The following is an 18,595-nucleotide window of genomic DNA, read 5'->3' on the forward strand; positions in this document are numbered from 1 at the left end:
CGAGGTGCGGATTTTCTTAAAAATTTGCATCAGCACCAAGATGAATGAAATTTATAGTATTGCTGAATAATATTGTTCGAGAAATTCTTTAAAATATGGCAGAATAAGCGGTTTTAAAGTTTTTAGAGGATTGGCAAACATGCGCTTTGTTGATGAAGCAGTCATTACCGTAGAGGCTGGCGACGGTGGCAATGGCGTAGCCAGTTTTCGCCGTGAAAAATTCGTACCATTTGGTGGTCCAGATGGTGGTGATGGTGGTCGTGGCGGTAACGTATACGTTCAAGCCGACAACGACACAAGTACCCTAGTAGATTATCGTTATACACGTAAATTCCGTGCAGAACGTGCTAAAAATGGTCGTGGAGCGAACTGCTCAGGCCGTGGCGGTGAAGATACCGTATTGCTCGTTCCAGTGGGCACAACAATTGTAGATACAGAATCTGGCGATATCATCGGCGACTTAGTGGCTGACGGTCAGCGTGTGTTAGTGGCAGCAGGTGGTGAAGGTGGTTTGGGGAATACTCACTTCAAATCTTCAACCAACCGTTCTCCACGTAAATGTACACACGGCTCAAAAGGCGAATATCGTGAAATTCGTCTTGAATTAAAAGTACTCGCAGACGTTGGTTTGTTGGGTATGCCAAATGCAGGTAAATCAACCTTTATCCGTGCAGTTTCAGCAGCAAAACCAAAAGTTGCAGATTATCCATTTACCACTATGGTGCCAAACCTAGGTGTGGTTGATGCCGATAGTCACCGTTCATTTGTAATGGCGGATATTCCAGGTCTAATCGAAGGTGCGGCAGAAGGTGCAGGTCTAGGTATTCGATTCCTGAAACACTTGGCTCGTACACGTATTTTATTGCACATCGTAGATGTTCAACCGATTGATGGATCAGACCCTGCGTACAATGCAAAAGCAATTTTGGAAGAGTTGAAAAAATTCTCCCCAACACTTTCAAAATTACCTGTTGTATTGGTACTCAATAAAGTAGACCAATTGGCGGCTGAAACGCGTGATGAATGGTGTGATCACATTCTCGAAGAGTTACAGTGGAAAGGCCCTGTATTCAAAACTTCAGGTTTAACGTTTGAAGGTACTAAAGAAGTTGTGTATTACCTGATGGATCAAATTGAAGAACAGCGCGAACGCGAAACTGAAGATCCTGAATATGCAGCAGAAGTTAAAGCGTTCCGTGATCAGCTTGAAGCTGAAACACGTGAGCAAACGCTTGCGGCGAAAGAAGCATATCGTGAAATGCGTCGTCAACAACGTCTGGCAGGTCAAGGTGAAGACTTTGATGATGAATTTGAAGACGGTGATGATGAGGCAGAATCGTACTACGTACGTTAATTGCTGAATAAGTGTCAAAGCAAACAAGTCTGAGGACAAGATGATAGAAGTGGTAGATGGGCAACGTCAGCTCAAGGGTTGTAAACGTATCGTTGTTAAAATCGGATCATCACTACTCACAGCAAACGGAAAAGGGTTAGATCTGGATGCAATCTCGCATTGGGCGGGACAAATTGCAGAACTACACAATGCAGGGCACGAGATCATTCTTGTGTCTTCCGGTGCTGTGGCTGAAGGTATGGTTCGAATGAATCTGGACAGCCGACCCACAGATCTACCCAGTCTTCAGGCTTGCGCAGCCATTGGACAAATGGGTTTAATACATACTTGGTCAAGCGTTTTAGAACAACGTTCTATTCGTACAGCTCAAGTTTTATTAACCCATGACGATTTGGCTGACCGTCGTCGTTATTTAAACTCTTGTGATGCCTTGCAGCATTTGATTGATTGGCGTGTGATTCCTGTGATCAATGAAAATGACACAGTGTCGACTGACGAAATCCGCTTTGGCGATAACGATACTTTGGCTGCGATGGTGGCTGGACAGGTTCATGCAGACCTTTTGGTGATTCTAACTGACCAAGAAGGCATGTTTGACTCAGACCCTCGTTCCAATCCAGATGCAAAACTGTTCCATACAGTACGTGCAATGGATGAATCATTATTCGATATGGCTGGCGGCGGCGGTAAATTCGGTCGTGGTGGTATGTTGACCAAAGTTCGTGCGGCACGTTTGGCAGCCAAGTCCGGTTGTCCAACAGTCATTGCGAGCGGTGATAGTGATAATGTGCTGTCACGTGTAATGGCCGGTGAATTACTCGGTACATTATTTATTACCGATAATGACCGTGTGACAGCCCATCAACAATGGTTAGCTGCACATTTACAAACAGCTGGACGTTTGGTGATTGATGATGGTGCTGTAAAGGCAATACGTGATAATCACCGCAGTTTATTACCTGTCGGTGTGAAAGCGGTTGAAGGGCATTTCGAACGTGGTGATGTGGTGGAATGTGTCGATACACAAGGTCATCGTGTTGCCGTCGGTCGTGTAAACTTCAGTTCACGTTCGGCAGAAATCGTCAAAGGTTTGGCCTCAGATAAAGTTCATCAAGTTTTAGGGGAAGCCCGATCACTTGAAATGATCCATCGCAATCATATGTCGATTTATTAATGTTTTAAATTATTGTTTTTAAATTTAAAAATATGGAATCATTAATTTTTAACTACTTATTTGACTACCTGAAAAACCTGCTTCAAAAGCAGGTTTTTCTTTTGATCTTGTTGTTGTTTTGATTGTGCAGAATTTGATCTTAGATATAATAATCACATTTATTTGGGGGTGTATATGAACTTTGAGGAAAAAAGAGAGAAATTAGTTGCGGTTTTGAAAGAATTAACAAAACGTGAATTTCCTTATAATGTGGCTGTAGATGTTCTAAGAAAAAATGGTCTTATGGGAAATGGTTATCCAAGATTTATCGCTAAAATTCAGGGGTTGGAAGAATCAGAGATAAATGATACTAGTGTTACACAAGCATTATCCGAATTGAATGAGTTGCTTAATAATTTTATTAAGTTTGGTAATAAAAGAATTACAATTTTTCGTTTAGATTCAGAGGAACTCAATCTAGTAAAGGATAATTTAGACACTTTTATAAAAGCAATTGACTATATGGAAGATGATTTTTCTATATCTGAAAGTGTCTCAGTTAATAGAGAATACTGTTTTAAAACACTGGTAGAAACGGATACTGCTTTATATTATTACTTTAACATTGATCGAAATTATTATGAGCGTGAAGTTGTTACTGATGAAGCCAAGATGGGTGAAATAGGTGGAGTCTTGCATTTGCAACAACGAGATGAAATCTTCAAAGTCATTACCTATACAAAGGTTTGGGTTACAGCTTTTGATTTTATTAAAATTGATTATAAAAATTCATTGGTTATTCTTGGGCAAGATTTGTCTTCACTACTAGATAAGCCTCAAAGAAATAAAGATTATGCTAATTTAACCACAATGCTTGCAGGCTTTTTGGGAATACATGCCACAGATTTAAAAGCATTAGATTTGAAGCCGGCATTGCCTGAGTTTGAGAGTGAACAAATTGGGCGAATTGTTGAACATCAATTTTCAACGTCGAATCAGAAGTTTAATCACTCTACCAAAGTATCTTCTTATGAAGATGTTAGGGATGATAACTTTTATAAAATTGGTACGTCAAAGGAAAAATTGGATTACTATGGTGTCTGTAAAAACTATAAGACACAACTTGACGCTATTGACGTTACTCTTACCATTCGCTTACCTTTAAAATTGTATAATGCTAGTCCATTGAATCCAATTTATGAAGCTCTTATTGATGATGCTTTATCTTTAAAGAGCTTTGAATATGGGATTGAAAGAATAATTGAGAAATTATGAGTATTGGTAATGAATGGAATACAAGAACGGGCACTAGCCGATTGGTTTCATCAACCAGATTTAGATAAGTTAAATAAAATTTTAGACTCATCAATAAAAGATGAGTCTGTTAACTATTTTATTTACAAAATTGTCAGTCAACTTCTATTAGAACAAAAGGAAAACTTGAGCGGTTTTTTAAGTTTTAACTATTTTTATGGAATCAGTGGTGCTACTGCTGAGCAATTAGATGATTTTATAGAAGCAGTATATATGCTTGTAAGATATCCATTTTCTATTATTAATCAAAAATTTAGAATGTTTGATGAATCTAGAAAACAATGGGTGGTTTTGGATGCATCTATGATTGAGGATGCTTATAAGGATGAAGAATTTTTTCATCCTTTAACCGGTAAGGAAATATCTAAAGAAACATTCAATTCACTTGTAAATCCATATTTCGAGTTGTCCGAAAAGGGAAGAGAAATTTTTAACTCTTCTAAAGTGGTTTGATGGGTCGAGAATTATGACAAGTATTCCAACATTTGATTTTAATAACCCATTAATACAAGCGAGAACACTCGAGACTTTGTGGTTACAAGGTTGTTCTTATGAGGATTTTCTAGGGCGTTTGTACGACGATATCGATCAAGCATGTTCTTTAATAATGGAAGATGTTGAAAAGCATCTAAAACTAACCGAAACAGAAATAAGTTCAAGTATTTGGCTCTATCTAAAGGGATGTAAGATTTATCAAGTAGAAAAAGATACCGATGCTAATGGTAATGTAGACATAATTGTTAGAACGGATAGACATAAGTGGTTTGCAGAAGCAAAAATATGGTCGAGTAATAGTTATCTGAAAGAGGGGTATTTGCAATTAACAGAAAGATATTCTAAAGGTGAGAAAAAAAATAATCATGGTGGTATGTTTATTTATATCAAACCTGAATCAGATCAAGATAATGAAGAAGAAATCATAGCTTCATGGAAAGAATATCTTAAGACAACATTTAGTTATCTTGAGATATATGATTGTAGTTTAGATGATTCGCGTTTTTTCTCGAAAGGTAAGCATAGTGGGACTAAACATGATTATCATGTTCGCTATATCCCGATAACTTTGTTGCATATTCCGAGAGATAAAAGTGGTAGAACAGCTCAGAAGTATCAAGAAAGAACAATAACTTTTGATGAAAATACTGCAAAAAATTCAGAAGCTAAAAGTATTTAATATTCACAATTTGGGAAATAAGCAGGTAAATTACCTGCTATTTCCTTTTATTAATTTAAAGGGGACAAGAGTTGAAGCAGTTCTATCTTCATCTTGGACAGTAAATTCGTAATTTCCAATTAATTCTGTAAGAGATGAGTTCATCTCAAAGTCTTTTACTCGTGCACCTTTAATTTCGTAATCTTTACTTATCAAATTATGCACTTCTAGATAATCTTTCCACATTGCTTTAGATGTATTAATTAACTCAAAAGAGTGAGTGATACTATAACCGGCTGTACTTTGTCCTAGGTTAATAGGTCCATATACAGCTCCATCGCTTAAAGTAATATAAGTGTTTATTTGCTTATCTCGAAGTCTTTTTATGTCTAGTGCCTCAGTGATTGTTGGGGAAATATCAGTGAAATTTTCAACTTTAAAATTACTAATGAGATCTGGTCTTTCTTGATGTAATATTTCAAGCACATCTTTTTCATACCATATCAATCCATGGCCTCTGCCATGCATTTTAGAGGCTACAAAGAAAACCTCATCATTAGTTATAAATGCTAAAGCTAATTCTCCGGTTCGTTGTATAAAATTAGAATTCTCTTCCTCTTCTTTTCCTAAGTGAAAATGTTTGAGACCATAGTTATCAAGGAGGCCATCGACTTTACCTCCATCAAGAGATATTTTGCTTAAATAGGGATTTACATTAATTCCGTTTTTTATACACGTTAATAACTGATTAAAACCTTCTTGATTATCAGGAGAAATTTGGAAATTTCTAGAAAAGCTTACATTTCTTGGGATTGGTTTAATCAGTTTAGATTTATGGTTAAGTAGTTGTATAAAATACGGAATGGTTTCTTCATCGTTTTTAAAGGAAATATTTTCTTCAATTAAGGTGTTTTTTGCCCAATTATTCAGAAAATTTTGAAAATATAAATATTCTAAAATCATGCTCATTATTCATTGATAAGGTGACTTAGAGTTTAACTGTAGTTATCCATTATTCAATATTATCTAGAAGTATAAGAAGAGTCCAAACCTTCTAATTTTTATGAATGGTCTCCATAGATTAGTTCGAAGTTTTTCTAAGACTTCGCTCTTTTACGCTATTGAGGTAAGTTAGGGTGAAGTTATTGTTAAGTTTTAAACTAAGCCTTATAGGTTTATATTAGTTTAATAAGTTATTAGGCAGATGAAGTTGGTAAAAATTGCCGTAAAGCTTAAGCTATAAGTGTTACGGCATTAGCCACGCTATAACTTACTGATAGTAAAATTGCGAACTAAGTTATGCACGGCGCTCGAAACAAGTTGATTAAGTTCGCCATGTTTTTTCGTGGATTCAGGCAAATTGTTCTTATGCCGATTTTTGTCATAGTAAGTTGGGATCTCTGTTCCAAAAGCTCTAACAGTATTTTTATATTCATCAGTTAAATGTTTGGAAGCGTTAGCTGTCAACCGTGTAAAACTAAGCCCTTTGAATCCATCTAACAAGACTCTTTTGATATTTGTAAGTCGGTTATCCATCTGATTAAGAACATTGATCTTGATATTCTTTTCCGCACGGATGCGCCACTCGTTTACCGGTAGAGGTTGTTTGTTGCAGTCTGTAGTCTTTACATACAAATGCCAATATTCATCCGCATCTCTATGATTAATACCAATATTATAGCTATTTTCTAACTTTCTTAACATTGAGTGCGGCGTGCTTGGGATAGGCGTAAACACGCCTAATTGGCCGTTATAAACACGTAAATTTTCTACGGTACTAGGTAGTCGGATTGATTTAAAAAGGGCTGTAGTGAGGCTTCTATGCTTGAAATTGTAGAAGTCAATTGCTAGTTCAACCTCCATGATTTTAAAGCTATCAATCTTGTATTCAAAATGTCTCATGTGGGTGATACGGCGCCGTAGTACACTCAAGGAATTCATGTCGTGCAATCTAATAATAAAACCTGCTTCGTATTCTGAGATGTAATGAGTAACCCCAGTTTTCTCTGTCAGAAATTTCTTAATGTCGTGTCGTGTACTTGTTTTACTAATTTCAAAGTATAAATCAATGAAATCGACTTGAGCTTTGATTTGGATATTCATTGCTTTGAAATCATAGCAATGGATATCAGAGAAGATAACTGTTTCAAGTTTATCTGCTTGCTTTACATTGTCAGCGTATCTTGTACATAAGTCGAAATAACTTTGTTCATATGGAGAGTTTTTTTCAGTCTCTTCTAGAATTTCTTCGATTTCTAATTCGAGTAAGAATTCACGTAACTCATTATCATATGGATCTTGTCCATTCCGAACTAGGGTTTCAAATTGATGGTGTGTTAGATGTTCCATAAGTTTTCTCAGTAAGAAAAGAAATAAAAAGGCAGTTAAATAACTGCCCTTTTTGTGATTGGTGGAGTATTACTGAATTAAGTAATTTTCATTGGGAGTGTTGATAACAATTAACTTCTTACCATTACGTTCAATGCTGTAGATCATAGATGTTTCACTTTGATCTACCATCGTCACTTGGCTGCTAGACAAAAGAATGGCCGCAACATCTTCGAAACTAATTAAGGTGCATTGCATTGAATTCCTCCATTAGTTTTACGCGCTCTAAAAATGCTTGCTCCAATTCTTGTTCAGTACAGTCTAATCCGTTGAACATGAAATGTTCATTGAAGTATGCAATAGCGTTGTCAATTCGATGCTCTCTATGAATATTAAAATATGGATTTCCTTTTGAAATCATATTTTTAATAGTGTTAAGCATTAATGAGCGTGCTTTTGCTTTATCTGCATTAAGTTGCTGATTAGCAGAATTCACATTTTGCATTTTTCTGTCCTTTTGATGTTGATGATTGATTAACACGTAAAAACTCACGGAGAGCAGGTAACGTGTACATTGGTTTGCCATCCAACACATGGACAGTGATTCTGTAACCATGTGAGAGACTTGGACGGTATAGATTTTTGGTAAGTCTTCTGTACCAATACTTCTTAGACTTTCCTAAATTTAAAGATAGGAAATTGGCTGATTCACTTTGGGTTAAAAACATTTCACTTGGCATTTTTAGAAGCCTTATGCTTATGTGCTTCAATCCAATCAAGCACAGTTTGGGATTCCCAAACTGTTAACCCATTGAGAGAAAATGGTTGAGGGAATTTATTTTGTTTGACCCATAAACGAAGAGTTTTGCTTGTAATTGGAAGTAAGCCTCGGCGAGCGGGTTTTGCTTTAAATTTACGGATTTGTCCTGCTGATTTTCCGGTCTTGCAAATATGGATTTTTTCCGGAGAGGCGGGCGCCGAAGTGATTACTTTTTCTTGGATGTATTTAGGAAGATTCATGTTGAACACCATCAGAGTTGCTAAGTTTCATTTCTGATTAGCTACGAGCTAATGGTGTTCTATTATTGTTATGTGGTTTTTAATAAAAATAAGTTAATAGGGTTAAACTTGTTGAGTCCGTATTAATTATGATCATCTAGTTCCAAAACTCGGTTTATAAGAATATTTCCCTGAGCTTTTTCTTCTAAAGAGGGTCTTCCGATTCTTTCTTTTAGTGATTCCGGTCGAGACGTAATCCATTTTTTTTCTAACGTCCCCAATTTTTCCGGTAATTCATCTTCATATTTGGTGTCTTTTAATTTTTTTTTGATTTTTCCGGCTATTAGCGATTTTGTTAGGATTCCATTCGAATCGGCTTGCCAGCACTTATTTGAAAGCTCTTCTACTAATTTTTTAGCTTCGAGATAGCTATCACTGACAGTTTTCTTTTTAGTTTTATTAACATTTAATATTTCTAAATATGTATCTAAAGATTGTTTTGTGATTAAGAGGCTTAATTTTGTAAGAGTGAACGATGCGAATATATTAAATTCTTCTAGGTCTCTGACTGTTGTTTGTCTTTGTGTATAGGTGTCTTCCGAAAGATTAAGAGGATTTTCTACAACAATGTGCCAATCTTTTAGTTGGGTTGTAATTAAATGAATGTTGTTGGTTTTAACACCTTTTAATAAAACATAATCATATTTATTGGAAATACTGTCTTTTACTAATGGAATATCAACTTTGTCAATCTTATCTAATATGAGATCACAAATAGCATCGCTATAGCATTGATTAGGGCTAACTATTAAGTTTTCGTTTTCCTTTAGAAATCGAATTCCAACAACTTCTTTATTAGGCAAGGGCTTATTACTTTCTTTAACTACAGCAGTCGCTACACCATATACATCAAAGCAAGTATGAATTATGCCATCACGTATCAATCGACATAATTTGAAGTATTCATTTGGTATGTTGTGGGTTGAAAATTTTTTAATTGCTTGAGTTACGGTGTAGTTCATGGTGTTTAAATGACTTTTTGCTTAAATGGGATAATGTTGGGGTCATCCAATTCATTAAGTTTTTGCGCAAGTTCTTGTACTGTTGGATTGTAATAACGCATAAGCATTTTTAAATCTTTATGACCGGTAACTTTTGCTAAATCTTGAATTGGAAGTTTATTCGCAAGGCGGGTAGTAGCTTCATGCCTTGTATCGTGAAAGTTTAAATCAGTGATGCCCAATCTATTGCTCACAACAAGCCAAAAATCGTGCGATAGTGCATTTGATCTGTCTGAGATGGTTAAAACTTTATCTTCATCTAATCCTTTCATTAATTCGAGTAGTTGAATAGCACGTCTAGAAAGCGGAACTTTTCTTGCCGTACCATTTTTCGTATCAGGTAGAAGTACGTGATCTTCGTACACATTACACCATTGCATATTAGTGATTTCACTTGCTCGCATTGCGGTTTCTAGGGCAAATAAAAATGCCCAAGCAACTTGTTGGCGTTTAGTGAGTGGTTGATATGTCGCATCATAATTAAAACCGAGAAGGATAGTATTAACTTCTTCTTGAGTGATTCGACGTTCTCGGTGAGGGGCCTGAGTTGGTTTTGCAACATCTATTAATGGACTGGTATTTAATATACGCAATTCTTGACGTGCATATTTAAATACACTTCCAAGTGCTCCTAGGTCACATTTTACAGTAGAGGTAGAAACCTTGGATAAACGATCATTCCGAATTTCAATCATATCTAATTGATCTAAATCAGTAATAGATTTCTTCATTAATTTTGGATAGTCATTCACTAACTTTTTAAGCCTTGAAGCTGTTTTATTTCCTCCTTTCATAGTTGGGGCAATATCGTGAATGTACTTTTTAATCAATTCTGCGAAAGATATAGCAGATAACTTTTGGACTCGATCTTCTTTTTTCTTTTGGTTTGGGTCAATCCCTTCAGCAATTTGTTTTTTTATTTCATCACGTTTTAGGCGAGCCTCCTTAGCTGAAAATATCGGGTATTCACCCAGTGTGGTTGTGTTTTTCTTTCCATTAAAAGTGTAAATGACTTTCCAAACTTTACGACCGGTCGTGGAAGTGAAGAGATATAGCAATTCACTATCAAAATTTTTAACAGTTTTATCGTCAAGAGGCTGAACAGCTTCAATTTGCTTTACGGTGAGCATATATATCTTATCTATTAAAATTTAACTACCAACTTAACTACTTGGTAAGTGGTTTTGGGGTGTTGTTGATGGTAATTGTTAAGATGGTGGAATTCAATAATATATATTTAAAATAATAACTTATGATTAATTTTTGGCTTAATGTTTTTGAGTGTTATTTAAAGTAGATCGCAATCATATGTCGATTTACTAAATTGAAAATCAAAATCCTGCTTCCGAGCGGGATTTTTTATGGCATGCCATTTGAATATAACGATAAAAATAGAAATAAGAGGAAAAGAAGATGAGCGAAATTCAATATTTAAACATTCAAGATCTAAAAGATGAGCAGGCTCAACTGTGTGAATTATTGGCACAATGTGTGCAAGATGGTGCATCACTGGGTTTTTTAGCTAAAGAATCTAAGTCGCACTATGATGAATATTGGTCTGCTGTGGCAAAGGATATTCAAAAGCATAAAACCTTTTTGTGGGCGGCGCTACAAAGCGGTGAAATTGTGGGCACAGTACAATTGGTTCGTGCCACCAAAGCCAATGCACTGCATCGTGCTGAGATTGAAAAACTTATGGTGCATCCAAAGGTACGTCAGCAAGGCATTGCTCACCAACTATTCACACTTGCAGAAGATCAAGCAAAACACTTGAACTTGAAATTACTTGTACTTGATACGCGTACAGGCGATGTCTCTGAAAAGCTATATGAAAAATTTAACTTTATAAAAGCTGGGATCATCCCGCAATTTGCATTGAGCCATACAGGTACAATAGATTCAACGACATTATTTTATAAATTATTAGTTTAAGTTGAAACGGATAGATATTTTAGACCAAAACTCCTGCACAGATGCAGGAGTTTTTCATTAAAGGTTCTTTTGATTAACTCGTTTAGAGAGTTCTTCCGCACTTTCAACTCGTTCAGAATAGCGATCTGTGAGGTAGGCAGATTGACCACGTGTGAGTAGGGTAAATTTATATAATTCCTCCATCACATCGACAATGCGAGTGTAATAGGAGGAAGGTTTCATGCGATCATTTTCATCAAACTCTAAAAATGCTTTTGCAACGGAAGATTGATTTGGAATCGTGATCATCCGCATCCAACGCCCAAGGATGCGCATTTGGTTAACAGCATTAAAAGATTGCGAACCACCACTGACTTGCATTAACGCCAGCGTTTTACCTTGAGTAGCACGAATGGCACCTGCGGCTAAAGGAATCCAATCAATTTGTGCTTTCAATATAGAGCTCATCGCACCATGTCGTTCTGGCGAACACCAAACCATGCCTTCAGACCATGCAAGTAATTCATGTAATTCCTGAACTTTGGGATGTGAAGTTTCAGCATCTTCAGGCAGTGGAAGACCTTTAGGATGAAAAATTTTGACTTCTGCACCAAAATGTTCAAGGATTCGACCCGCCTCCAATACCGTTAGGCGGCTAAATGAGCGTTCACGGTTAGAGCCATATAGCAGCAGAATGCGTGGCGGATGTTCAAGTGCTTTAGCTTGAACTTGTTCAAAACGCGGTGTTTCAAGTAAATCTAGTTGAATATTGGGGAGCTTCATTTTAGTTCTCTTTATACCATTTGCGTTTTAGCCAGAGCGATACACTCACTAATGCAATAAGCACAGGCACTTCAACCAATGGGCCAATAATCGTGGTAAATGCAATCGGAGATGCAATGCCAAAGGTGGCGATGGCAACAGCGAGGGCAAGTTCAAAATTATTACCTGCTGCTGTAAAGGATATCGCAGTGGTTTTGGCGTAGTTATTGCCCATCCATTTGCTCATCAAAAAGCTAATGAAAAACATCACCACAAAGTAGATCGTGAGGGGGATGGCAATACGCAGTACATCCATCGGAAGGCTCACGACATCTGCACCTTTGAGGCTAAACATCATCACAATAGTAAAGAGTAATGCGATTAAACTGATGGGGCTGATTTTGGGTATAAATTGATTTTTATACCAATCCAGACCTTTTTGTTTTACCAATATGGCACGCGTTAGGAAACCGAGCAGGAAGGGAATGCCTAGATACACCAATACTGCATGTGTGATGGTCCAAAAGCTGACTTGGATCACTTGTGCTTCGATACCAAAATATGGCGGTAAAAAACTCAAAAAGAACCATGCGTAGGTACTAAAAAATGCAATTTGGAAAATACTGTTAAATGCCACTAAAGCCGCAACGTATTGGTTATCCCCACAAGCTAAATCATTCCAAACCAGAACCATCGCAATACAACGTGCTAAACCAATCAGAATCAAACCGGTCATGTATTCAGGGTAGTGTTGTAAAAAAACGATCGCCAAAATAAACATCAGGCAAGGTGCGATTAACCAGTTTTGAAGTAGTGAAAGGTATAAGGTACGTTTATCTTTAAACACTTCAGGCAGCGCTTTGTAATCCACTTTAACCAAAGGCGGATACATCATCAGGATTAAACCAATGGCAATCGCAATATTGACATCACCGATATTGAGTTGATTTAAAGCCCTTGAAGCACTTGGAATATACACGCCAATCGCAATGCCTAGCCCCATTGCGATAAAAATCCATAGCGTTAGATTGCGGTCTAGAAATGACAGTTTTGCAGCAGCCATTATTGAATCTCTGAAATTTTTTGGATTTCTTTGTTAAGCTCTTCACGACTTAATTGCTTAAAATCGAGTGCAAATAAAGCATCTAAACGGCGGTTAATATGCGCCACGGTATCAAGAAAAGCTGCAAGTTTTACGTCATCTGCAAGCTCTAAATGGGAAGGGTCTTCTAAACCCCAGTGTGCTTTGATGGCAGAGCCTAAGTAAATTGGGCAAGCTTCTTGAGCTGCAGAACCACAGACAGTAATTACCACATCGGGTTGGTATTGTTCACATGCTGTGATGGTTTTACTCGACAAGCCCTCAGTCGGTAGATTGAGGTTATGTAGGGTTTTTAAGGTAAATGGGTGGACTTGTCCTGAAGGTTTACTGCCTGCGCTATAAGCACGGAAACCTTCAGGGGCACGCTGGTTAAAAAGTACTTCGGATAAAATGCTGCGGCAGCTATTGCCAGTACATAGAAATAAAAAATTCATAGCGTTTCACACAATGTGGTAGTGCCTTTCGGGGAGTTTAAATCGAGGTCTTTAAATCGTTCTTGGTGACGCATGACATCGAGTATTTGTGTACACCAAGTAGGCAGTGCAGGGTGAATGGAGTAATAGACCCATTGACCTTTACGTTGATCACTCAGCACACCTGATGAACGCAGTAATGCCAAATGACGCGAAATTTTAGGTTGGCTCAATTCAAGGGACTCAGTGAGTTCGCAGACGCAGAGTTCACCTTTACAAGCCAACAGCATGATGATGTTCAGACGAGTCTCATCTGCAAGTAATTTGAAAAATTCAGTCTGTTCCATGTTTATCTGTATATATGGATTTTCATATATCTTTACATATGAATATATGGATGTCCATATATATTATTCAATAAAAATCCCACACTTGGTGGGATCTTTATATTTAGACCAGTTTAAAAGTCGAATGAAGTTTGTAAGAAGAAGGTACGTGGCTGACCAATATATTTACCACCGGTTGCATCTGATGAACGGATGAAATACTGTTTGGTTTAAATAAAGATTAGATGGATTTTATAATTAAAAAAACCGCGCTAAAGCACGGTTTCTTAAAATGAATTTAATTATTTGAACTGGATAGAGCCATTTGCACTGACCGTGATTTTAGATTCACCACCTGCCATTTCTTGCTCAGGAATAGCATCAGCTGCCGCAGCTTTCATCATCGCCATACGCGGAACTGGCTGACCACCATAATTGCTGGTATTTAAATTAATATTAACTAAGTTGTAGCCTGATTTATTCCATGCCTGAGCGAGCGCTTGGGCACGTTGTTGAAAGTTTTTGGATGCTTCAACCATCAGTTCATTTTCAACTTTTTTACGCTGTGCATCTGACACACTAAAGCTGATGGATTGAGTTTGGAAATTTTGTTGTAACTCGCTCACCAATTGGCTAGCTGCTTTAAAGTCTGTACTTTCTAAACGTAATTCGGCACGACCACGCCATTCTTTAAGTTTACGGCTGTCATTGTCATAGATAGGATAAGTAGTTTGTGAACCTGTTTCAATTTTTACCGATGGGTATTTACGGGCGGTGTTCACCGCTTGGGTCATCAATTGGTTGATTTGGGTAGCAAGTTCAGCCGGCTGTTTATTTGATTTTTCAATATATAAAACGGCATACATTTGGTCGTTCGACACTTGGCGAGTAGCATCCGCCTGAATATTCACGATGTTGTAATTGAGTGGGTCAGCTGCTTGAGTTGCTGCTGCCAAACCTAGACCGGATGCTAATAAAACAGTGGATAAGATAATTTTACGCATTGTTATGACCTATTCTTCTTTCAGAATGACTAATTTAGCTTATGCTGTTATCTTAAAAGGGGATTGTGATGGATTAAAGGAAAATCTGTGGTGGGATTGTAAATCTTTCAAGAAAAATAAATGTAGTGCTTGATGAATATTTATTTAAATAATCAGTGCTTAGTTGTTTAATTAATTGAAGATTACAATAATCATTCATAAGTTGTAAAAAAGCATAAAATAAAAAGGTTTTCTTTGTTATGTCACACTGTAAGATGATAATTCAGGCTATCAATCGGATTGATCTGTTTTTTCAGTGCTTGATGCTATGATTTGGTCATAAAAGTTATTTATTTTCCTGAAAAATTCTGTATCATCCGCCCTCTAGTTAGCCATTATATAGAGAGCTCTTAAAACTAACTGGAACTCATAAAGCACCGAGTCAAAGGACCGCAAGTCACCCGACTTATTTCTTTTAACCCATATCAGAGATGGTAATTCGATATGAGCGTTTCTTCAGTAAATCCTGCCCCTAATTCTACTAACGAATACTATTTAACTCGCCAAAGTCAAATGGAATCGAATGTTCGTAGCTATCCACGTAAACTTCCACTTGCGATAGCAAAAGCTTTGGGCTGTTGGGTTACCGATGTTGAAGGTACAGAGTACCTTGATTGTTTAGCTGGGGCAGGTACATTGGCACTAGGCCATAATCACCCTGCGGTCATTCAAAGTATCCAAGACACACTTGCAAGCGGCTTGCCATTGCATACTTTGGATTTAACAACACCTTTAAAAGATGCTTTCACTGAAGCTTTACTTGAGCAATTACCAGGTGGTAAGGAAGAGTATTGCCTACAGTTCTGTGGTCCGTCTGGTGCAGATGGTACAGAAGCAGCAATTAAGTTAGCAAAAACATACACTGGTCGTAGCTCAGTGATTAGCTTCTCTGGTGGCTATCACGGTATGACGCACGGTTCTTTAGCAATGACAGGTAACTTGTCTGCGAAGAATGCTGTGAATGGCTTGATGCCAGGTGTTCAATTTATGCCGTATCCGCATGAATACCGTTGCCCATTAGGCATTGGTGGTGAAGCGGGTGTAGACGCATTAACGTATTATTTCGAAAACTTCATTGAAGACGTAGAAAGCGGTGTAACTAAGCCAGCAGCTGTCATTTTGGAAGCGATCCAAGGTGAAGGCGGTGTGGTAACTGCACCTGTGAAGTGGTTGAAAAAAATCCGTGAAGTGACTGAAAAGCACAATATTGTGTTAATTCTTGACGAAGTTCAAGCGGGCTTTGCACGTTCAGGTAAAATGTTTGCCTTTGAACATGCGGGTATCGAACCTGATGTTGTTGTAATGTCTAAAGCGGTTGGTGGTAGCTTACCACTTGCAGTACTTGGTATTAAACGTAAGTTTGATGCTTGGCAGCCTGCAGGTCATACGGGTACTTTCCGTGGTAACCAATTGGCTATGGGTACGGGTCTTGCAACAATCAAAACCATCAAAGAGCAAAACTTGGCTCAAAACGCGCAAGAGCGTGGCGACTTCTTACAAGCTGAAATTAAAAAATTAGCGGTAGAATTCCCATGTATCGGTAACGTACGTGGCCGTGGTTTGATGATTGGTGTTGAAATTGTTGATGAACGTCAAAAAGCAGATCACATGGGTTCTTTACCAGGTGATTCTCAATTGGCAGCAGCAATTCAAGCAGCATGTTTCAACAATAAATTGTTGTTAGAAAAAGGTGGTCGTAACGGTACAGTCATTCGTTTACTTTGCCCATTGATCATCAATCAAGCTGAATGTGAAGAAGTGATCGTTCGCTTCAAGAAAGCACTTGCTGAAGCACTTGTTGCAACTCGAGGCGCGTAATAATGGTTGATTTTGCAGAACATCGTAAAGCGTTATTCTGCAATGATGCACAATCCATTGCTGACTACCAGTCAGCAATGGATTCAGCTGTAAAAGCTGTATCTGCATGGTTGCAAAATGACAAAATGTACACAGGCGGTAGCATTAAAGAGCTTCGTAGTGCAATTGCATTCAATCCTTCTAAAGAAGGTATGGGTGTACAAAAATCACTAGACCGTATGGTTGAGCTGTTCTTAAACAAAAGCTTAAAAGTACATCACCCACATTCTTTAGCGCATTTGCATTGCCCAACAATGGTGACAAGCCAAATCGCTGAAGTGCTGATCAACGCGACTAACCAATCTATGGACTCATGGGATCAAAGCCCTGCAGGTTCATTGATGGAAGTTCAGTTAATTGACTGGCTTCGCCAAAAAGTTGGCTATGGTGCAGGTCAAGCAGGTGTATTCACCTCTGGCGGTACGCAGTCTAACTTAATGGGTGTTTTGCTTGCACGTGATGCATGTATTGCTAAAAACTGGAAAGACGAAAACGGTAACCCGTGGTCTGTTCAGCGTGATGGCGTACCTGCGGAAGCAATGCGTAACGTAAAAGTGATCTGTTCTGAAAATGCACACTTTTCTGTGCAAAAGAATATGGCCATGATGGGTATGGGCTTCCAATCTGTTGTCACTGTTCCTGTAGATGCAAATGCACGCATGGACATGGACGCGCTTGAGAAAACCATGGCGCACCTTCAAGCTGAAGGCAAAATCGTGGCATGTGTAGTTGCAACTGCGGGTACAACCGATGCAGGCGCAATTGACCCATTGAAAGAAGTTCGTGAAATCACCAACAAATATGGCGCGTGGATGCATATCGATGCAGCTTGGGGTGGTGCACTCATTCTTTCGAATGACTATCGTTCTATGCTAGATGGTATCGAGCTTTCAGACTCAGTCACGCTGGATTTCCATAAGCATTATTTCCAAACGATTTCATGTGGCGCATTCTTGCTGAAAGATGAAGCGAACTATCGTTTCATGCATTATGAAGCGGAGTACTTAAACTCTGCTTATGATGAAGAGCACGGTGTTCCTAACTTAGTGTCTAAGTCGCTGCAAACAACACGTCGTTTTGATGCGTTGAAATTGTGGATGACGGTTGAAGCGCTAGGTGAAGAGCTTTACGGTTCGATGATCGATCACGGTGTGGGGTTAACACGTGATGTTGCAGCATATATTGATGCAACTGATGGTCTAGAAATGTTGGTTGATCCACAATTCGCCTCTGTATTGTTCCGTGTAATTCCTGAAGGTTACCCAACAGAATTACTCGACACATTGAACCAAAACGTAGCAGACGAATTGTTTGCACGTGGTGAAGCGAATATTGGTGTTACTAAAGTAGGTCAGGTTCAATCTTTGAAAATGACGACTTTAAGCCCAGTAGCGACTTTAGACAACGTGAAGAACTTACTTGCACTTGTGCTAGCTGAGGCTGATCGTATCAAAGGTCCAATCGCTGATGGTACATATACACCTGCAATTGACTAATTGTCATTTTGTAATTGTAGAAGAAGGGGGCTCGTAAGAGCTCTTTTTTTTAAAAAAATGAAAAGGTGCTTAATTTATTACATCACCACAATTTTTCATTGAGTGATGATAGTTTACTGTGTAGGCAGATTTTTACTTTGACGGATCAAAGTAACTAAAATCCTTCTCAGGCAAAAGGTACATCCATGTGACCTTTACCTTACAGCGACATCCCTGTCGCCAGTCACGATAGTCATTGATGTTTATCATTTGATGAATGAGATACCACAATATTTATAACCAATATAAGGCTTGTAAAGGAGTTTCCCTCTCCTTGTAGGAGA

Annotated in this window: 20 protein-coding genes and 1 pseudogene; 8 read left to right on the forward strand and 13 right to left on the reverse strand. The window is 38.0% G+C overall.

The features are described from left to right. Positions 1 to 139 precede the first annotated feature (139 nt). The 5 genes from cgtA (at position 140) to FTU75_RS02650 (ending at position 4,995) form a co-directional block, all read left to right on the forward strand. Positions 140 to 1,354 carry an Obg family GTPase CgtA gene (gene cgtA / locus FTU75_RS02630; protein ID WP_180115047.1) on the forward strand — a complete coding sequence of 405 codons (1,215 nt, stop codon included), beginning with the start codon at positions 140 to 142 and terminating at the stop codon, positions 1,352 to 1,354. Positions 1,355 to 1,394: 40 nt separating this feature from the next. Next, positions 1,395 to 2,528 carry a glutamate 5-kinase gene (gene proB / locus FTU75_RS02635; RefSeq protein WP_180004924.1) on the forward strand — a complete coding sequence of 378 codons (1,134 nt, stop codon included), beginning with the start codon at positions 1,395 to 1,397 and terminating at the stop codon, positions 2,526 to 2,528. Between the two features lie 174 nt (positions 2,529 to 2,702). Continuing rightward, the gene (locus tag FTU75_RS02640; RefSeq protein ID WP_180115048.1) at positions 2,703 to 3,782 is read left to right on the forward strand and encodes a hypothetical protein; all 1,080 of its coding nucleotides are present in this window, start codon (positions 2,703 to 2,705) and stop codon (positions 3,780 to 3,782) included. A gap of 9 nt (positions 3,783 to 3,791) precedes the next feature. Next, positions 3,792 to 4,274, forward strand: a complete 483-nt coding sequence (locus tag FTU75_RS02645; protein ID WP_180115049.1) for a hypothetical protein — start codon at positions 3,792 to 3,794, stop codon at positions 4,272 to 4,274. Between the two features lie 13 nt (positions 4,275 to 4,287). Continuing rightward, the gene (locus FTU75_RS02650; protein WP_180115050.1) at positions 4,288 to 4,995 is read left to right on the forward strand and encodes a hypothetical protein; all 708 of its coding nucleotides are present in this window, start codon (positions 4,288 to 4,290) and stop codon (positions 4,993 to 4,995) included. Positions 4,996 to 5,025: 30 nt separating this feature from the next. On the opposite strand, the gene FTU75_RS02655 is transcribed toward FTU75_RS02650, so the two are convergent. From FTU75_RS02655 to FTU75_RS02685, 7 genes are all read right to left on the reverse strand, one after another. Further along, positions 5,026 to 5,937 (reverse strand): hypothetical protein, encoded by a 912-nt coding sequence (locus tag FTU75_RS02655; RefSeq protein WP_180115051.1) that lies wholly within the window; start codon positions 5,935 to 5,937, stop codon positions 5,026 to 5,028. A gap of 300 nt (positions 5,938 to 6,237) precedes the next feature. Continuing rightward, on the reverse strand, positions 6,238 to 7,323 hold the full coding sequence (locus tag FTU75_RS02660) for a hypothetical protein (RefSeq protein WP_180115052.1): 1,086 nt from the start codon (positions 7,321 to 7,323) through the stop codon (positions 6,238 to 6,240). Positions 7,324 to 7,392: 69 nt separating this feature from the next. Then, complete coding sequence (locus tag FTU75_RS02665; RefSeq protein ID WP_180115053.1) at positions 7,393 to 7,560, reverse strand: hypothetical protein; 168 nt, start codon at positions 7,558 to 7,560, stop codon at positions 7,393 to 7,395. Further along, complete coding sequence (locus tag FTU75_RS02670; RefSeq protein WP_180115054.1) at positions 7,541 to 7,807, reverse strand: hypothetical protein; 267 nt, start codon at positions 7,805 to 7,807, stop codon at positions 7,541 to 7,543. Before FTU75_RS02670 ends, FTU75_RS02665 begins: the two co-directional genes overlap by 20 nt. Positions 7,808 to 8,031: 224 nt before the next feature. Further along, entirely contained in the window at positions 8,032 to 8,322 is a 291-nt protein-coding gene (locus FTU75_RS02675) for an AlpA family transcriptional regulator (RefSeq protein ID WP_180115055.1), read from the reverse strand. 122 nt (positions 8,323 to 8,444) lie between these two features. After that, positions 8,445 to 9,323, reverse strand: a complete 879-nt coding sequence (locus FTU75_RS02680) for a hypothetical protein (protein WP_180115056.1) — start codon at positions 9,321 to 9,323, stop codon at positions 8,445 to 8,447. A 5-nt stretch (positions 9,324 to 9,328) separates the two neighbouring features. Then, positions 9,329 to 10,492: a site-specific integrase gene (locus FTU75_RS02685; RefSeq protein WP_180115057.1), complete on the reverse strand. Its 1,164-nt coding sequence runs from the start codon at positions 10,490 to 10,492 to the stop codon at positions 9,329 to 9,331. 283 nt (positions 10,493 to 10,775) lie between these two features. On the opposite strand from FTU75_RS02685, the gene FTU75_RS02690 reads away from it, so the two are divergent. Next, positions 10,776 to 11,294 carry a GNAT family N-acetyltransferase gene (locus FTU75_RS02690; RefSeq protein WP_180115058.1) on the forward strand — a complete coding sequence of 173 codons (519 nt, stop codon included), beginning with the start codon at positions 10,776 to 10,778 and terminating at the stop codon, positions 11,292 to 11,294. A gap of 57 nt (positions 11,295 to 11,351) precedes the next feature. Here the strand turns inward: FTU75_RS02690 and arsH are convergent, their stop codons facing one another. The 6 genes and pseudogenes from arsH to FTU75_RS02715 form a co-directional block, all read right to left on the reverse strand. Then, on the reverse strand, positions 11,352 to 12,056 hold the full coding sequence (gene arsH / locus FTU75_RS02695) for an arsenical resistance protein ArsH (protein WP_078191860.1): 705 nt from the start codon (positions 12,054 to 12,056) through the stop codon (positions 11,352 to 11,354). Between the two features lies 1 nt (position 12,057). Then, positions 12,058 to 13,098, reverse strand: coding sequence for an ACR3 family arsenite efflux transporter (gene arsB / locus FTU75_RS02700; protein ID WP_180115059.1), 1,041 nt, complete (start codon positions 13,096 to 13,098; stop codon positions 12,058 to 12,060). Then, complete coding sequence (locus FTU75_RS02705) at positions 13,098 to 13,571, reverse strand: arsenate reductase ArsC (protein ID WP_078191858.1); 474 nt, start codon at positions 13,569 to 13,571, stop codon at positions 13,098 to 13,100. The genes arsB and FTU75_RS02705 overlap by 1 nt, the downstream gene beginning before the upstream one ends. Beyond that, positions 13,568 to 13,897 carry a metalloregulator ArsR/SmtB family transcription factor gene (locus tag FTU75_RS02710; protein WP_078191857.1) on the reverse strand — a complete coding sequence of 110 codons (330 nt, stop codon included), beginning with the start codon at positions 13,895 to 13,897 and terminating at the stop codon, positions 13,568 to 13,570. The genes FTU75_RS02705 and FTU75_RS02710 overlap by 4 nt, the downstream gene beginning before the upstream one ends. A gap of 113 nt (positions 13,898 to 14,010) precedes the next feature. Further along, positions 14,011 to 14,103: pseudogene (locus tag FTU75_RS18640) on the reverse strand (hypothetical protein); the annotation flags it as partial. 75 nt (positions 14,104 to 14,178) lie between these two features. Further along, entirely contained in the window at positions 14,179 to 14,880 is a 702-nt protein-coding gene (locus tag FTU75_RS02715) for an SIMPL domain-containing protein (RefSeq protein ID WP_180115060.1), read from the reverse strand. A 483-nt stretch (positions 14,881 to 15,363) separates the two neighbouring features. Between FTU75_RS02715 and FTU75_RS02720 the strand changes: the two genes are divergently transcribed. Together FTU75_RS02720 and FTU75_RS02725 are read left to right on the forward strand one after the other, a co-directional pair. Continuing rightward, positions 15,364 to 16,737, forward strand: coding sequence for a diaminobutyrate--2-oxoglutarate transaminase (locus tag FTU75_RS02720; protein WP_180040630.1), 1,374 nt, complete (start codon positions 15,364 to 15,366; stop codon positions 16,735 to 16,737). Positions 16,738 to 16,739: 2 nt separating this feature from the next. After that, complete coding sequence (locus tag FTU75_RS02725) at positions 16,740 to 18,272, forward strand: aspartate aminotransferase family protein (RefSeq protein WP_180115061.1); 1,533 nt, start codon at positions 16,740 to 16,742, stop codon at positions 18,270 to 18,272. The last annotated feature ends 323 nt before the right edge of the window (positions 18,273 to 18,595 follow it).

This window comes from Acinetobacter sp. YH12140 (assembly GCF_013418475.1).
In the GTDB taxonomy this organism is placed as follows: Bacteria; Pseudomonadota; Gammaproteobacteria; order Pseudomonadales; family Moraxellaceae; genus Acinetobacter; species Acinetobacter amyesii.

Bases quoted from the DNA above. Each gene is read 5' to 3' on its own strand.
- cgtA (WP_180115047.1), top strand. From the start codon at position 140: ATGCGCTTTGTTGATGAAGCAGTCATTACCGTAGAGGCTGGCGACGGT.
- proB (WP_180004924.1), top strand. From the start codon at position 1,395: ATGATAGAAGTGGTAGATGGGCAACGTCAGCTCAAGGGTTGTAAACGT.
- FTU75_RS02640 (WP_180115048.1), top strand. From the start codon at position 2,703: ATGAACTTTGAGGAAAAAAGAGAGAAATTAGTTGCGGTTTTGAAAGAA.
- FTU75_RS02645 (WP_180115049.1), top strand. From the start codon at position 3,792: ATGAATGGAATACAAGAACGGGCACTAGCCGATTGGTTTCATCAACCA.
- FTU75_RS02650 (WP_180115050.1), top strand. From the start codon at position 4,288: ATGACAAGTATTCCAACATTTGATTTTAATAACCCATTAATACAAGCG.
- FTU75_RS02655 (WP_180115051.1), bottom strand. From the start codon at position 5,937: ATGATTTTAGAATATTTATATTTTCAAAATTTTCTGAATAATTGGGCA.
- FTU75_RS02660 (WP_180115052.1), bottom strand. From the start codon at position 7,323: ATGGAACATCTAACACACCATCAATTTGAAACCCTAGTTCGGAATGGA.
- FTU75_RS02665 (WP_180115053.1), bottom strand. From the start codon at position 7,560: ATGCAATGCACCTTAATTAGTTTCGAAGATGTTGCGGCCATTCTTTTG.
- FTU75_RS02670 (WP_180115054.1), bottom strand. From the start codon at position 7,807: ATGCAAAATGTGAATTCTGCTAATCAGCAACTTAATGCAGATAAAGCA.
- FTU75_RS02675 (WP_180115055.1), bottom strand. From the start codon at position 8,322: ATGAATCTTCCTAAATACATCCAAGAAAAAGTAATCACTTCGGCGCCC.
- FTU75_RS02680 (WP_180115056.1), bottom strand. From the start codon at position 9,323: ATGAACTACACCGTAACTCAAGCAATTAAAAAATTTTCAACCCACAAC.
- FTU75_RS02685 (WP_180115057.1), bottom strand. From the start codon at position 10,492: ATGCTCACCGTAAAGCAAATTGAAGCTGTTCAGCCTCTTGACGATAAA.
- FTU75_RS02690 (WP_180115058.1), top strand. From the start codon at position 10,776: ATGAGCGAAATTCAATATTTAAACATTCAAGATCTAAAAGATGAGCAG.
- arsH (WP_078191860.1), bottom strand. From the start codon at position 12,056: ATGAAGCTCCCCAATATTCAACTAGATTTACTTGAAACACCGCGTTTT.
- arsB (WP_180115059.1), bottom strand. From the start codon at position 13,098: ATGGCTGCTGCAAAACTGTCATTTCTAGACCGCAATCTAACGCTATGG.
- FTU75_RS02705 (WP_078191858.1), bottom strand. From the start codon at position 13,571: ATGAATTTTTTATTTCTATGTACTGGCAATAGCTGCCGCAGCATTTTA.
- FTU75_RS02710 (WP_078191857.1), bottom strand. From the start codon at position 13,897: ATGGAACAGACTGAATTTTTCAAATTACTTGCAGATGAGACTCGTCTG.
- FTU75_RS02715 (WP_180115060.1), bottom strand. From the start codon at position 14,880: ATGCGTAAAATTATCTTATCCACTGTTTTATTAGCATCCGGTCTAGGT.
- FTU75_RS02720 (WP_180040630.1), top strand. From the start codon at position 15,364: ATGAGCGTTTCTTCAGTAAATCCTGCCCCTAATTCTACTAACGAATAC.
- FTU75_RS02725 (WP_180115061.1), top strand. From the start codon at position 16,740: ATGGTTGATTTTGCAGAACATCGTAAAGCGTTATTCTGCAATGATGCA.